We start from the raw sequence: 14,609 nt of genomic DNA on the forward strand, positions 1-14,609 counted from the left end.
AAAGAGGCTTAAAAGCCTCTTTTTTATTTATGCAATTTCAACTGAATACGCTTTCTAGCAATATCAACCTCCAATACTTTTACAATAACTTGTTGATGTAAACTGACGTGTGCATTTACATCACTAACAAATCCATCTGATAGATTAGAAATATGAATTAATCCGCTTTCTTTAATACCAACATCAACAAAAGCTCCAAAATTGGTAACATTATTAACAATCCCAGGTAATAATTGACCTTCTCTTAAATCGTTAATCGTTTTAATGTTTTGATTAAATGTAAATACTTTGGCTTTTTCACGAATATCTAAGCCTGGTTTTTCTAACTCTTTAATGATGTCTTCTAAAGTTGGTAAACCAACCTCATCGGTAACATAGTTTTTTAGCTCTATACTTTGAAGTACTTCAGAATTTCCAATCAACTGTCCTAAACTCTTCCCTTCGTCCTTAGCAATTTTTTTTACCAATGCATAACGTTCTGGATGTACAGCAGAATCATCCAATGGATTTTGACCTTCTTTAATTCTTAAAAAACCTGCACTTTGCTCAAAAGCTTTCCCTCCTAATCGCGCTACTTTTTTGATTTCGCTTCGAGATGAAAATGCACCATTTTCGTTTCTATAAGTAACTATATTTTCAGCAAGTTTTGGTCCAATTCCAGAAACATAACTCAACAAAGATTTACTCGCCGTATTAATGTTAACTCCAACAGCATTCACACAACTCTCAACCACAGTATCTAAACTCGTTTTTAATTTACTCTGATCTACATCATGTTGGTATTGACCAACTCCTATGGATTTAGCATCAATCTTCACCAATTCTGCTAAAGGATCTTGCAAACGTCTTCCTATAGATACTGCACCACGAACCGTTACATCATAATTTGGAAATTCTTCTCTTGCAATTTTTGATGCTGAATAGATACTTGCTCCTGCTTCACTTACTACATACACCTCCACATCATTTTTAAATCGGATTTTTCGAATTAAGACTTCTGTTTCTCGAGATGCGGTTCCGTTTCCAATAGCAATAGCTTCAATTTTATATGCATCAGCTAAAGAACTAATTTTTTTCATCGCTCCAATACTATCATTTTTTGGAGGATGTGGATAAATAGTTTCGTTATATTTTAAATCGCCTTGAGCATCCAAACATACTACTTTACAACCTGTTCTAAATCCAGGATCAATTCCTAAAACACGTTTTTCACCAACTGGAGAACCTAACAATAGTTGTTTTAAATTCTTTGCAAAAACAGTAATCGCTGATTCATCTGCTTTAGCCTTAGCAATTTGTAAGGCTTCATTAGATAAGGATGGTAACAATAAACGTTTGTAGCTATCTTTAATAGCAAGTTCTATTTGGTCTGCACAATCATTATTAGAACGAATAATTCTATCCTCAATTTTTGCTAAAGCTCTATCGTCATCAATCTCAATTTTAACTCTAATAAAACCTTCCTGTTCTGCTCTTAAAATAGCCAATAAACGATGCGACGGAATACGACTTAAACTCTCTGACCAATCAAAATAATCTCTAAATTTCTGTGCTTTTTCATCATCTATCTTTGCCTTTACAACTTTAGTTGTAATACTAGAAAAGCGCTCTAATTGGTAACGAATGTTATTTCTTACATCTGTACGCTCGTTAATCCATTCTGCAATTATATGTCTTGCGCCTTCCAAAGCATCATCAACAGAATTCACATCACTTTTCACATATCTAAATGCGATTGATTCTACATCGTTTGCATTCTGACTCATAATGATTTTAGCCAAAGGTTCTAAACCATTTTTGCGAGCTGTTTCTGCTTTGGTTTTACGCTTCTTTTTATACGGCAGATATATATCTTCAAGCGTTGTTAAGTCTTGAGCTTTGTTTATTTTCTGTTCTAATTCAGAAGTTAAAACTTGATCTTCCTCTAATACCTTTAAAATGGATGCCTTTCGTTTTTCTAAAGCTTCAAATTGTTCTTTATACTTAACAATTTCTCCTATTTGAACCTCATCTAAATTTCCTGTTCGCTCTTTTCTATATCTAGAAATAAACGGAATCGTGCAATCCTCATTAAGAAGTGTAATGGTATTTTCTACACTAACCTCAGAAAGATTAGTATTTGAAACAATGAATTTTACTAATTGCATTATTGTTTTTTAAATAAGGTATAAATATAAGGACGCTCTCCTCCAAACGGATTTACATAAGTATGGTTAAAACTATCAATCAACTGGAAAGTATCTCCTAAGTTTTCTTGTAACATCTTTAAGTCATAACGCTTTAAATCTAAACCACAACATTTAAGAGCACCATCTAATGCGAAAACAGCTATTAGCACATAACCTCCTTTAGTAACTGTCTTTTTAACCAGATTAAAATAAGCTTGTTGTTCTTCTTTTTTTAAAAAGAAATGTAACACAGCACGATCAATCCATATATCCACTTTATCTATGGAGTTAAGTGTTGTTGGATTAGTTAAATCGTCAACAATACAGTTTAGACTGTAATTAAAGTTGTTTTTAATTCTTTGCTGAAGTTTGTTAAGTGCTACTTCACTTATATCGTTGGCAATAACATTAGTGAAACCTTCTTTAACAAGTTTATCTATTAAAGTAGTTGTCCCAGCTCCTACATTTAAAATGGTAGCATCTTTAGACAAATTACACTCTTCAAGTAATTGCAATGTTGACTGTGGATTGTCTTCAAACCAACCTAATTTTGAATCTTCAGTTGTTTGGTATTTATGATCCCAATGATTTGTGTAGTTGTAATTAGTCATTAACTGTTTATTTGATAAAGGTGTTCATGCCACATCATCATTAATTTAAAAAGAAGAAAGCTATAAACAATTGCTATTATCACAATAATTAACGTATTTCTTGAAAATCTTAAATTTTTAAAATCTTTTAAAAATAATTTTAAAGATTCTGTTTCAACCTCAACCACTTTAGTGTTTGCCATAACATCTCCTAATCTACGATTAGGACTTATTATAGTTATAAATATTTCTAATGGCCATAAAGGAGTAAAAAGATTTCTAACAAAGCATTTTACCGAATTAGCTGGTAAATTGGTTTTTCTATCAATAACTTGAAATCCTATTATTCTTTTCCCTGGACTTTTCCCTCTAAATGAATCTTTCAGAAAATAGACAGTAAACAAAAAGTAAAAACCAAATAAAAATAATCTTTCGGGAAATATAGCAATATCTTTATCAATAAAAAAGAAACCAATAAGTCCGAATAACATCATTAACGGAACTATAATAAAAGACATAATAAAATGATCCAGAAACATAGAACCAAGTCTCTTGAGCCTACTCTCCATAATTTAACTAACAGACAAACCATTAGACACAGCATCGTGTGCATCTGGATTAACAAATACTAATTTACCTTCTGGTGTTTCAGTCATCAAAATCATACCTTCACTTTCTACACCTCTTAATTTTCTTGGTGCTAGATTTACTAAAACTGTTACTTTTTTTCCTACTACCTCTTCAGCAGAAAAACTTTCAGCAATTCCAGACACAATAGTACGCACATCAATTCCTGTATCTACTTTTAACACCAATAGTTTCTTTGCTTTTGGCATTTTTTCGGCCTCTAGAATAGTTCCTACTCTTATATCTAGTTTAGTAAAATCTTCAAAAGTAATGGTATCCTTTTGCGGTTCTACTTTTTTATTAGCAGCTTCATTTGCCTTTTTACTTGCTTCTAACTTATCTAATTGTGCTTGCACTTCTTTGTCTTCGATTTTTGTGAATAACAATGATGCTTTTTCAATAATTTTATGACTAGCTGGTAGTAACTCTCTACCTTCAGTAATTGCATCCCAAGTCCAATCCGATTCTAATTCAGAAGCACGTAAAATATCTTTTAACCTATTAGAAGTAAATGGTAATAATGGCTCGCTCAAAATTGCTAATGCAGAAGCGATTTGTAAAGCTACATACATAATGGTTTGTACACGAGCTTCATCTTCTTTAATCACTTTCCAAGGCTCTTCATCTGCTAAATACTTATTACCTAAACGTGCCAAATTCATAAATTCCTGACTCGCTTCTCTAAAACGATAACGCTCAATAGAACTAGCTATTACACTTGGATAAGCTTTTACAGCAGCCATTGCATCTTCATCTACTTGCGTAAAGGCATTTGGTTGAGGCACTACACCATCATAATACTTATTAGTCAACACTGCTACTCTATTCACAAAGTTTCCAAAAATGGCCACTAGCTCATTATTATTACGTGCTTGAAAGTCTTTCCAAGTAAAGTCGTTATCCTTTGTTTCTGGCGCATTTGCTGTTAAAGCATAACGTAATACGTCTTGCTTCTCTGGGAATTCTTCTAAATATTCATGTAACCAAACTGCCCAATTTTTAGACGTTGACAATTTATTACCTTCAAGATTTAAGAACTCATTTGCTGGTACGTTTTCTGGAAGAATGTAACTTCCTTCAGCCTTTAACATTGATGGGAAAATGATACAGTGAAATACGATATTATCTTTCCCGATAAAGTGTACCAACTTCGTATCTTCATCTTTCCAATATGGTTTCCAATCTTTTCCTTCGCGTTCGGCCCATTCTTTAGTTGCAGAAATATAACCAATTGGTGCGTCAAACCATACATATAACACTTTTCCTTCTCCACCTTCAACAGGAACAGGAATTCCCCAATCTAAATCACGTGTTACAGCACGAGGACGTAACCCATCATCAATCCAAGACTTACATTGTCCGTAAACATTAGGCTTCCAATCTTTTTTATGCCCTTCTAAAATCCATTCTTTTAAGAAAGCTTCATGCTTGTCTAATGGTAAAAACCAGTGTTTTGTTTCTTTTAATGCTGGCGTCGCTCCTGTAATTGCCGATTTAGGATTAATCAAATCTGTAGCATTATGGCTTGTTCCACAAACTTCACATTGATCACCATAACTTTCTTCATTACCACATTTTGGGCAGGTCCCAATTACAAAACGATCTGCTAAAAACTGCTTAGCTTCTTCATCGTATAATTGCTCTGTTACTTCTTCTATAAACTCACCTTTATCATATAACGTTTTAAAAAACTCAGAGGCTGTTTCGTGATGTACTTTTGCAGATGTACGTGAGTAATTATCAAACGAAATACCAAAATCTACAAACGATTGCTTAATAATCGCATTGTATTTATCTACAACATCTTGTGGTGTTACACCTTCCTTCTTTGCCTTAATTGTAATTGGCACTCCATGTTCATCACTTCCACAAATAAAAGCAACATCATTGCCTTGTAATCTTAAATAGCGTGCATATATATCAGCTGGCACATACACACCTGCTAAGTGTCCAATATGTATTGGTCCATTAGTATATGGTAATGCTGCTGTAATGGTAATTCGTTTTGACATCCTATTATTTTTAGAGGCACAAAAATACATAATTTGTACACCTTTAAGAAACCATTTTCTTTAGAAGTTCGTTATATTTACAAAAAGCCTCTTATATGTTTTTAAAACAAATTTTATGTTTAGCCTTAATACTCTCAATTTTTAATACTGAAAGTGTGTTAGCTCAAAATACTAGTGCTTCAAATTATAATAATTCAATGCAAACAAAATTAATTCAACCTCCATATTTAAAAGCTGGAGATTCGGTTGCTATTGTAGCACCTTCAGGCGTTTTAAACCATCGCGAAAAAGAAGTAAATCAAGCCAAAGCTTTATTAGAAAGTTGGGGATTAAAAGTTGTTATTGGTAAAAATGTTTACAAAAAAGCGAATCATTTTGCAGGAACTGATGCTGAACGTGCTGAGGACTTTCAAAAAGCGTTAGACAACCCAAACATAAATGCTATTTGGTGTGCAAGAGGAGGTTATGGTACAGTGAGGATTTTAGATAAATTAGATTATACCGAATTTAAAAAACATCCGAAATGGATGATTGGTTACTCTGATATTACTGGTATTCACAACCAAATGCATAACCAAGGTATTGAAACTATTCATGCTATGATGTGTACAAGTATGACTGATGATTTAAGTGATATACAAGAAACCATAGAAACCTTTAAAACTGCAGTTTTCGGAAACGATTTAACCTATACTATTGAAGGTAATGCTGATAATAAAACTGGAACTGCAAAAGGGCAATTAGTTGGCGGAAATTTAACGTTATTACACACGATGCTTGGAAGTAACACAAGTATTAATACAGACGGAAAGATTTTATTTATTGAAGAGATTGGAGAATACAAATACCATATTGACCGAATGTTACAAAGCTTAAAACGTGCTGGTTATTTTGATAACTGCAAAGGCTTAATTGTTGGTGACATGAGTAAAATGCGTAAAAACACAACACCTTGGGGAACTTCTATAGAACAATTGATTTTAGATGTATTAGCTGAATGTGATTTCCCTATATTATTTGATTTTCCTGCTGGACATGAAAAGGATAATCGTGCTTTGATTTTAGGGAGAACTGTGGAATTAGTAGTTAAAAAAGATATAAGTGTTGTTGAGTTTGAAAAGTAAATAACATGGCAACTCAAATCTGTCCAAATTGTAAAAAGGATAATTTCACATGGTATATCAACTACGATGGAGAAACTGTCTGGGGCTGTTCTCTTTGCAATTACCATGCAATTGAAAACGAATCTTTAGAAAGAACATGCTCAATTTGTAAAACAAAAACAGAAAGTCATCTAAAAGATTCACAAAAAGAATTTTGGTGTTGTTCTAGATGTAACTCAATTGAAATAATAATCTAAAAAGACTTCTGCTTTCGCAGGAAGTGATATGGCTCAACACAACGAACTTGGTAAAAAAGGCGAACAATTGGCAGTAGGTTATTTACTGGAACAAGGTTATATTATTATTGAACGTAATTACCGATTTGACAAAGCCGAAGTAGATATTATTGCACAAAAAGACGACACTTTAGCTATTATAGAAGTAAAAACACGTTCTACCAAAGACTTTGGAAGTCCAGAAGATTTTGTAAAACCTAAACAAATACAACGTTTGGTTAAAGCTGTTGATGAATATGTTGTAGTTAATGATTTAGATGTAGAAATTCGTTTTGACATCATTGCCATTGTAAAAGAAGGCAAACACTATAATTTGGAGCATTTGGAGAATGCTTTTTATCATTTTTAATTCTTCGCACTTCAATTCAGTTTAATTCAAACCATTATTTTTTCCCTTTACAATTAAACCATTTAAAAGTTTTTGTGTCTATAACATTAAATAAAACTTTTAAATATGAATAAAGTAAACTTAACATTACTACTTATTATTAGTATGTTTTTTTCTTCTTGTAGTGAAGATGACAATACTCCTGAACCAATTATAATTGCCAATTTTGAAACAGCAATCCTATTAGGAGAAAATCAAGCTATTGTAGAATTAACCAACGTATCACAAAATGCTACTACTTATGAATGGTCATTCCCTAATGGTACTCCTGAAAATTCAACCGAAGAAAACCCAACCATATCATATATAGAAAACGGAACATATTCCATTACTCTAGTGGCATCAAATGGAACAGAATCAGAAACAAAAACAGTCGAAATCATCATTGACAATATTCCCGATAATAGCCATATACCATATCGTTACCTAGAAAATGATGGGATTTTCATGTATTATGAAACAGATAATGTTGAAGTCTATCAAAGCTTAATCCCAGAAGAGTTTAATATGCCAAGTCGCATGGTTGTTTTTGCATTTTTTAATGATTTTTATGAGTTAGATTACGGAGCTATACCATATAAAGAAAATGCCATTTCAATACTTGTTGAATATCAAGGAGAAGAATTTTTTCACTGTGTTTATATGCCTGTAACCGATGAGCACTCAATGTGGGCAGGTATTATTGGTCTAGGATTGCCAAAAACAATGGGAGACATAAATTTTTATAGAGATAACCCAATCTATTCTGGAGATGCAGAAAATCAATTAGGAGGTACAATGGATATGAGTATTGATACTGAAAACTACTCTATAGATAATGATGTAAAACAAGAGTTAATTGATTTACAATTACTAAAATCTCTACAGATTAGAAATGGGAATATTATTATAATTGGAAATACAGGCGGAAACGAAAACAGTGTTATTCAGACAGCTGAACAATTTCCTAACTTAATAACACTAAAGTTTGGTGAGGCAACTATTACTACTAATACAGATGCGATTCCTTTTAACCATCCTTTAGATTTAACTCCTTCTCATATTATTGGTGGTTTTTACCTTAAAAACACCATACCATTTGGGTTGACTGGAAGTCCACTTTAAAAATCATGTCAAAAGTATATCTTATGAAAAAATTAATTTCAACACTAGCAGTAATTATATTTATCTGTTCATCAAATTTAATTTCAGCTCAAAAACAAGGTAATAAAAGACAATTTAGTCCAGAAAAGATTCTTGAATTTTTAGATAAGAATAACGATAATAAAATTAGTAAACAAGAAGCAAGTAGAGCAAAAAAATTATCTGAAAACTTTGAGCATCTAGATACCAATAAAGATGGATTTCTTACACTAAATGAGTTAAAAAGTACAAACTCATCCAATAAATACACATACTTAGAAAACGATGGTATTTATATGTACTATGAAACTAAAGAAGAAGATATCTATCGTAAGCTTTTACCCGAAGTATTCGATATGCCTAATCGTTTATTCGTTTATACTTTTATAAGTGACTTTTATAAAATGGAAGGACAAACCCAACCCTATAAAGAGGCGTCAATATTTCTTCTAGGAAAATATAAAGGAGAAGAAATTTGGCATTGCGTATATATGCCAGTTACAAGTGAAGAATCAATGAGAATGGGCATAACACGCTTAGGACTACCTAAAACTATGGGAGAAATCAACTTTTCTCGTTCAGAAACAGTATATAGTGCTATTTTAATTGATGAAAATGAGAATACAATGTCATTAAACATAAATACAAAACAGTATTCATTTAGTGAAAAAGAAACGAAAGAGTTAAAAGAACTATCTATTATTCCAAAAATGAACATACTTCGCGGAAATGTAATTAAGATGAGTAAAAAAGGAAATGGAAAAGGTGCAAATTCTAACACAAGTATTTTGGACATAGCAAAAGTAATACCTGATCGTATAACAATTAAAGAAGGGAAAGGAGAAATCTCTCTTAATACTTCATTAACTCAAAAAAACAGTAATTCTGTAAGTGCTTTAGAGTTGAAACCTTCACGTATTATTGGAGCTTACTATATGCACAATACCATACCATTTGGATTAACTGGAAATTCATTTTAGAATTTTCTAAAAAAACAACTTTAAATAAAATAGCAGTTAAGAATTAAACTTAAATGTTTAATTCTTAACTGCTATTTTAATTTTTAAGTACTAAAAAATATAATACTTACTCTATCATTCTTCCATCCACTTCTTAAAAGCTTGAAAATCGAATGGCTTAGCTAAAATGGTCTTATCCTCACTAAGCACATAGTACGAAGGTGTAGATTGTACGTTATAGCTATTTCCTATACTATTATCCCATTTCCCTATACCTAATACGTGTGTAAACTCAGGATATTCTATGGTTAACTTTCGCCATTCAAAAGGCTCATCTTCTAATCCTACAGCAATTACTTTAATAGTGTCTTTCTCTAATGAATTAATGTATGAGTATAATTGAGGTATTTCCTCTAAACAATGTCCACAGGTACTACTCCAAAATACTACAAGGTATTTTTTTGCACCTTCTAATTTATGTAAACTTGTTCTAGTTTTAACAGCATTTACTTGAGTTTCTAATTCAAAATCTGGCGCTAAAGCTCCAATAGATGTGTTTTTATAAGTTATAAGTTGTTCTGCCAACTCGTGTAGTTCATGTTCTTTTGCTAATGGTAATAAAAATTCGTCAGAAATATAATTGGCTACTTCGTCAAAATTAGTTTCTACCATTTGCTGCCATAAAACTTGCAACAATGTTATCTTAATATTTACTGGCGCTTCAGACATAGCTTGTACTACATCTTTAGTATTCATAACATAGGTAGTTACTTGATCTTCACCATAAGCATCCATTCCAAACACATAGTTTAATGTACGCTCTATTAAAAAATTTGAGCTTTGTAAAACATCGTTATTAAAATCTACATGATCAAAAAAGTGCGTTTGTAAATTGCTAATGTAAGTAGTTAAATCTTCGTAACCTTCAGGAATATAAGGCCTATTAGCTTTAATAAAATTTAGTGCAACAGTATTTTTTGCAGCCTCTTCAAAGCTATCTTGTGTTTGTTTTTGAGTTTTAAAAATACTTTCTAAAGCTAGTGTGTCAGTACTTTGCTGTCTAAAAAAATTACCAATGCTTTGACTTACCATAGACATGCTATTAGTGTATGAATTGACTAACTTATTTTCTATAGATTCTTGAAATTTAATTCCTGTTTCTTGATTAAAAGTAAACACAACATCTTCAGCTGCATTATAAATAATATCAAAATTAAACTCTTCTTGTGGCATTGCATAAACAATACGATACATTCCCTTAGTAACTGTAGAATCTAACTCAACTTTAAAAGTGCCATCCTCTTCAATTTCTGAATGTGTTACATAAACAGATTCGTTAGGCGTTACTTTATAGATTATGGCTGTTTTAAAATCTTCGGCAGGTGTAAATGTTCCGTTAATAGAATGTTGTGCCAAAAGTAATGTTGGCATTAATAGCATTAAAAATAATAGTTTCTTAAGCATGTATTTTTATTTTTTTGACCCTCTTTCAAGGATTTTGTCACATAACCAATTTAAAATCAACAATCGCACCAAAGTGAGATTACAATTTATTTTTTAAGCCTTCCTCCCATTCGTCCAAAAACTCATTAACCTCTTCAATAAAACCTTCTGATTTTTCTTTTCTATTGATAGTACAATGCAAGACTAAACCTTCTGGATTTGGAGAGTAACCAGATGTAATCGTCCAACTTAAAGCGTTAGGACAATCTAATAAAGTAAAACGTACACCTCCTTTAATTTTATTATAGCTTATTAAAAATTCTCCCCAAAGCGTCACTCCATTAAACTCATAAGTTCCCCCTTCAAGAAACAACATAGAATCTGTAAACTCCCCAACTTGTTTTGGTGTTATTTTTTCTTGTAAAACTGCTTCTTGTACTTCTTTATTTATAAGTCTAAAAAACTCCATAATTATTTAGGTAAAATTCTATTTAATTGATGCAATGCTTTATTTACAGTTGTTATAGCTTCAAAAGTAAGCAATAAACGTAATCCATTACGTGTTTGCTTTTCTTTCATCTTACATTCTTGAGGATATGATTGTACAAAGTGTAATACTCTAGTGAATTTTGAACTTTGATAAAAACTGCTTTGTTGGTCACTAATAAAATAACCTATTAACCTACCTTGTTTCATGATTACTTTTTCTAAACCAAGTTCGGTAGCAATCCATTTAATACGAACACTGTTCAATAAGTCTTCAACCTGTATTGGTAATTCCCCAAATCTATCTAACAAGTCTGATTCAAACTTTTGAAGTTCTTCTTCAGTCTTTAAATTATTTAACTGTGTATATAAATTTAATCGCTCTGAAATGTTATTTATATAGTCATCTGGAAACAGCAATGAGAAGTCGGTATCTATAGTAAAGTCTTTTACATAATTTTTATCTTCTGCATCATTTTCTTCTTTATATAAATCTTTAAACTCATTTTCTTTAAGTTCATCAATGGCTTCGTTCAATATTTTTTGATAGGTATCAAATCCTATTTCATTCATAAATCCACTTTGTTCTCCTCCAAGTAAATCACCAGCGCCACGAATTTCTAAATCTTTCATAGCGATATTAAAACCACTTCCTAATTCGGTATGTTGTTCCAATGCTGTAATACGCTTACGTGCATCATCTGTCATTGCAGAATATTCTGGTGTGATAAAATAGCAAAATGCCTTTTTATTACTTCTACCAACACGTCCACGCATTTGATGCAAGTCACTCAATCCAAAATTATTAGCATTATTAATAAAAATAGTATTTGCATTTGGTACATCTAACCCACTTTCTATAATAGTAGTACTCACTAACACATCAAATTCTCCATTCATGAAAGCCAACATGAGTTGTTCAAGTTTTTTACCATCCATTTGGCCATGACCAATTGCAATTTTTGCATCTGGTACTAAACGCTGAACCATACCTGCAACCTCTTTAATATTTTCTATTCTATTATGAATAAAAAACACTTGTCCACCACGTTGAATTTCATAACTCACAGCATCACGAATAGTTTCTTCGTTAAATCTCACCACATGACTTTCTATTGGGTAACGGTTTGGTGGAGGTGTTGTAATTACCGATAAATCTCTTGCTGCCATTAAGCTAAACTGTAATGTTCTTGGAATAGGTGTAGCAGTTAAAGTAAGTACGTCTACGTTTTCTTTTATGGTTTTTAGCTTTTCTTTTACAGCAACACCAAACTTTTGTTCTTCATCAACTATTAATAAACCTAAGTTTTTAAACTTTACATTTTTGTTTACCAATTGATGTGTCCCAATAATTATATCAACACTTCCCTCTTCTAAACCTTCTAATGTAACTCGTTTTTGTTTTGCTGTTCTAAACCTGTTTACATAATCTACTGTTACAGGAAAATCTTTTAAACGCTCTCTAAATGTTTTAGCATGTTGAAATGCTAAAATGGTTGTTGGTACAAGTACAGCTACTTGCTTACCATTATCTACTGCTTTAAAGGCTGCTCTTATGGCTACTTCGGTTTTACCAAAACCTACGTCACCACAAACCAAACGATCCATTGGACGTTCACTTTCCATATCTGCTTTAATATCTGCAGTAGCAGTCATTTGGTCAGGTGTATCTTCATAAATAAAAGATGCTTCTAACTCATGTTGCATATAACTATCAGGATTGTATTGATAGCCCGTTTTCATTTTACGTTTAGCATACAACTTAATAAGGTTAAAAGCGATTTCTTTAACACGAGATTTCGTTTTTTGCTTAAGGGTTTTCCACGCTTTACTACCCAGTTTATACACCTTTGGAGGTTTTCCATCTTTACCATTAAACTTGGTAATTTTATGTAGCGAATGTATACTTAGGTATAAAATATCACGCTCACCATAAATAAGTTTTATAGCTTCTTGACGTTTTCCTTCTACATCAATTTTTTGTAGTCCGCCAAACTTACCTATACCATGATCTATGTGTGTTACATAATCTCCAATTTCTAAATTTGTAAGTTCTTTAAGCGTTATTGCTTGTTTTTTCGCATATCCATTTTTAAGCTGAAACTTATGATAACGCTCAAAAATTTGATGGTCTGTATAACAAACTGTTTTACTATCATGATCTATAAACCCTTGATGTAAAGAAAGTACAATGGTTTTATAATGTACATCTTGTTCTACATCTTCAAAAATATCATGAAAACGTTTTGCTTGTTGTTCGGTTACACAACTAATGTAGTTAGTATAACCGTTGCTATAATTTGTATTTAAATTATCTATTAATAATTCAAATTGTTTATTGAAAGCTGGTTGTGGTGATGCATTAAAGTTTGCTATTTGTGACGTTAAAAATGCTTCGCTTCCAAATTCGACCAAACTAAAATCTAAGAGTTGTTTTTTAATCAACTCTGAATTACAAAACAGCTCTTCTGGAGTTGCATGTTTTAATTCTTTTGATAAAGTTTGAAACGACTCTTCAGCTTTTACAAACAACTTATCTAATCGTGCACTTAGCACCTGTATATTTTTAGTAAATACAACCGTTTTTTGAGCAATGTATTTTAAAAAGCTTTGTCTACTTTCATCTAAAAATTTATTCTCAACATTTGGTATAATATTAATCTTTTTTATTTGCTCGGTTGATAATTGAGTTTCTACATCAAAAGTTCTAATACTATCTACCTCATCTCCAAAAAACTCAATTCTGTAAGGTTCATCGTGTGAAAATGAAAACACATCTACAATACCTCCTCTAACCGAAAATTCTCCAGGTTCTGTAACAAAATCTACACGTTTAAACTTGTACTCAAATAATACTTCATTTACAAAATCTATAGACAACTCATTACCTAAAGCTATTTTTAAAGTGTTACGCTCTAGCTCTCTTCTGGTAACTACTTTCTCAAAAAGTGCATCAGGATATGTTACTATTATTGCAGGCTTTTTTCTGGAATTAATTCTATTTAAAACCTCAGCTCTTAGTAAGACATTTGCGTTATCAGTTTCTTCAATTTGATATGGTCGTCTATAACTTCCTGGATAGAACAAAACATCTTTAGAATCTATTAATTGCTCTAAATCATTTAAATAATAAGCAGCTTCCTCTTTATCATTAAACACTAATAAAAAAGGTTTTTCTGCTTGTTTAAACACATTGGCAATAACAAACGACAAGGACGAACCTACGAGACCTTTTAAATGTAATTTATCTTGAGTTAGGGCAATAGAATTTTGCAGTTTTTGCTGTTGCAAAGACTTTAGAAAAGTTTGCGAGATTAAGGCTTTACTCACTTTAAAAAATTTATCGCAAATATATAATAATTGTTTATTAGAATTTTAAAAAATATTGCGCGAAAAGGATTATTAAGTATTATAT

The 14,609-nt window shown here is 31.7% G+C and carries 12 protein-coding genes; 5 read left to right on the forward strand and 7 right to left on the reverse strand.

What is annotated here, in order from left to right:
• Positions 1 to 23: 23 nt before the first annotated feature.
• Genes ACLII3_RS03520 through metG form a run of 4 tightly spaced genes read right to left on the reverse strand, consistent with a single transcriptional unit; the run spans position 24 to position 5,397 of the window.
• The gene (locus ACLII3_RS03520) at positions 24 to 2,147 is read right to left on the reverse strand and encodes a Tex family protein (RefSeq protein ID WP_412986520.1); all 2,124 of its coding nucleotides are present in this window, start codon (positions 2,145 to 2,147) and stop codon (positions 24 to 26) included.
• Positions 2,147 to 2,779, reverse strand: coding sequence for a class I SAM-dependent methyltransferase (locus ACLII3_RS03525; RefSeq protein WP_412986521.1), 633 nt, complete (start codon positions 2,777 to 2,779; stop codon positions 2,147 to 2,149). Before ACLII3_RS03525 ends, ACLII3_RS03520 begins: the two co-directional genes overlap by 1 nt.
• Entirely contained in the window at positions 2,779 to 3,327 is a 549-nt protein-coding gene (locus tag ACLII3_RS03530; protein ID WP_412986522.1) for an RDD family protein, read from the reverse strand. Before ACLII3_RS03530 ends, ACLII3_RS03525 begins: the two co-directional genes overlap by 1 nt.
• 3 nt (positions 3,328 to 3,330) lie before the next feature.
• Positions 3,331 to 5,397 carry a methionine--tRNA ligase gene (metG, locus tag ACLII3_RS03535; RefSeq protein ID WP_412986523.1) on the reverse strand — a complete coding sequence of 689 codons (2,067 nt, stop codon included), beginning with the start codon at positions 5,395 to 5,397 and terminating at the stop codon, positions 3,331 to 3,333.
• A gap of 95 nt (positions 5,398 to 5,492) precedes the next feature.
• On the opposite strand from metG, the gene ACLII3_RS03540 reads away from it, so the two are divergent.
• The 5 genes from ACLII3_RS03540 to ACLII3_RS03560 all read left to right on the forward strand — a co-directional run bounded on the left by ACLII3_RS03540 (position 5,493) and on the right by ACLII3_RS03560 (position 9,286).
• Positions 5,493 to 6,521 carry a S66 peptidase family protein gene (locus tag ACLII3_RS03540; RefSeq protein WP_412986525.1) on the forward strand — a complete coding sequence of 343 codons (1,029 nt, stop codon included), beginning with the start codon at positions 5,493 to 5,495 and terminating at the stop codon, positions 6,519 to 6,521.
• A 5-nt stretch (positions 6,522 to 6,526) separates the two neighbouring features.
• Positions 6,527 to 6,757 carry a hypothetical protein gene (locus ACLII3_RS03545; protein ID WP_412986526.1) on the forward strand — a complete coding sequence of 77 codons (231 nt, stop codon included), beginning with the start codon at positions 6,527 to 6,529 and terminating at the stop codon, positions 6,755 to 6,757.
• A 28-nt stretch (positions 6,758 to 6,785) separates the two neighbouring features.
• Entirely contained in the window at positions 6,786 to 7,145 is a 360-nt protein-coding gene (locus tag ACLII3_RS03550) for a YraN family protein (protein WP_412986527.1), read from the forward strand.
• Positions 7,146 to 7,250: 105 nt separating this feature from the next.
• Positions 7,251 to 8,288 carry an acetoacetate decarboxylase family protein gene (locus ACLII3_RS03555; protein ID WP_412986528.1) on the forward strand — a complete coding sequence of 346 codons (1,038 nt, stop codon included), beginning with the start codon at positions 7,251 to 7,253 and terminating at the stop codon, positions 8,286 to 8,288.
• Between the two features lie 23 nt (positions 8,289 to 8,311).
• On the forward strand, positions 8,312 to 9,286 hold the full coding sequence (locus ACLII3_RS03560) for an acetoacetate decarboxylase family protein (protein ID WP_412986530.1): 975 nt from the start codon (positions 8,312 to 8,314) through the stop codon (positions 9,284 to 9,286).
• A gap of 114 nt (positions 9,287 to 9,400) precedes the next feature.
• Here the strand turns inward: ACLII3_RS03560 and ACLII3_RS03565 are convergent, their stop codons facing one another.
• From ACLII3_RS03565 to mfd, 3 genes are all read right to left on the reverse strand, one after another.
• The gene (locus ACLII3_RS03565; RefSeq protein WP_412986532.1) at positions 9,401 to 10,729 is read right to left on the reverse strand and encodes a TlpA family protein disulfide reductase; all 1,329 of its coding nucleotides are present in this window, start codon (positions 10,727 to 10,729) and stop codon (positions 9,401 to 9,403) included.
• A gap of 79 nt (positions 10,730 to 10,808) precedes the next feature.
• A complete protein-coding gene (locus ACLII3_RS03570; RefSeq protein ID WP_412986533.1) occupies positions 10,809 to 11,177 on the reverse strand; it encodes a hypothetical protein in 369 nt (122 codons plus the stop codon).
• A 2-nt stretch (positions 11,178 to 11,179) separates the two neighbouring features.
• On the reverse strand, positions 11,180 to 14,524 hold the full coding sequence (gene mfd, locus ACLII3_RS03575; RefSeq protein ID WP_412986535.1) for a transcription-repair coupling factor: 3,345 nt from the start codon (positions 14,522 to 14,524) through the stop codon (positions 11,180 to 11,182).
• Between the last annotated feature and the right edge of the window lie 85 nt (positions 14,525 to 14,609).

The sequence above is a fragment of the Pontimicrobium sp. IMCC45349 genome (genome assembly GCF_047219225.1).
In the GTDB taxonomy this organism is placed as follows: Bacteria; Bacteroidota; Bacteroidia; order Flavobacteriales; family Flavobacteriaceae; genus IMCC45349.

Bases quoted from the DNA above. Each gene is read 5' to 3' on its own strand.
- ACLII3_RS03520 (WP_412986520.1), bottom strand. From the start codon at position 2,147: ATGCAATTAGTAAAATTCATTGTTTCAAATACTAATCTTTCTGAGGTT.
- ACLII3_RS03525 (WP_412986521.1), bottom strand. From the start codon at position 2,779: ATGACTAATTACAACTACACAAATCATTGGGATCATAAATACCAAACA.
- ACLII3_RS03530 (WP_412986522.1), bottom strand. From the start codon at position 3,327: ATGGAGAGTAGGCTCAAGAGACTTGGTTCTATGTTTCTGGATCATTTT.
- metG (WP_412986523.1), bottom strand. From the start codon at position 5,397: ATGTCAAAACGAATTACCATTACAGCAGCATTACCATATACTAATGGA.
- ACLII3_RS03540 (WP_412986525.1), top strand. From the start codon at position 5,493: ATGTTTTTAAAACAAATTTTATGTTTAGCCTTAATACTCTCAATTTTT.
- ACLII3_RS03545 (WP_412986526.1), top strand. From the start codon at position 6,527: ATGGCAACTCAAATCTGTCCAAATTGTAAAAAGGATAATTTCACATGG.
- ACLII3_RS03550 (WP_412986527.1), top strand. From the start codon at position 6,786: ATGGCTCAACACAACGAACTTGGTAAAAAAGGCGAACAATTGGCAGTA.
- ACLII3_RS03555 (WP_412986528.1), top strand. From the start codon at position 7,251: ATGAATAAAGTAAACTTAACATTACTACTTATTATTAGTATGTTTTTT.
- ACLII3_RS03560 (WP_412986530.1), top strand. From the start codon at position 8,312: ATGAAAAAATTAATTTCAACACTAGCAGTAATTATATTTATCTGTTCA.
- ACLII3_RS03565 (WP_412986532.1), bottom strand. From the start codon at position 10,729: ATGCTTAAGAAACTATTATTTTTAATGCTATTAATGCCAACATTACTT.
- ACLII3_RS03570 (WP_412986533.1), bottom strand. From the start codon at position 11,177: ATGGAGTTTTTTAGACTTATAAATAAAGAAGTACAAGAAGCAGTTTTA.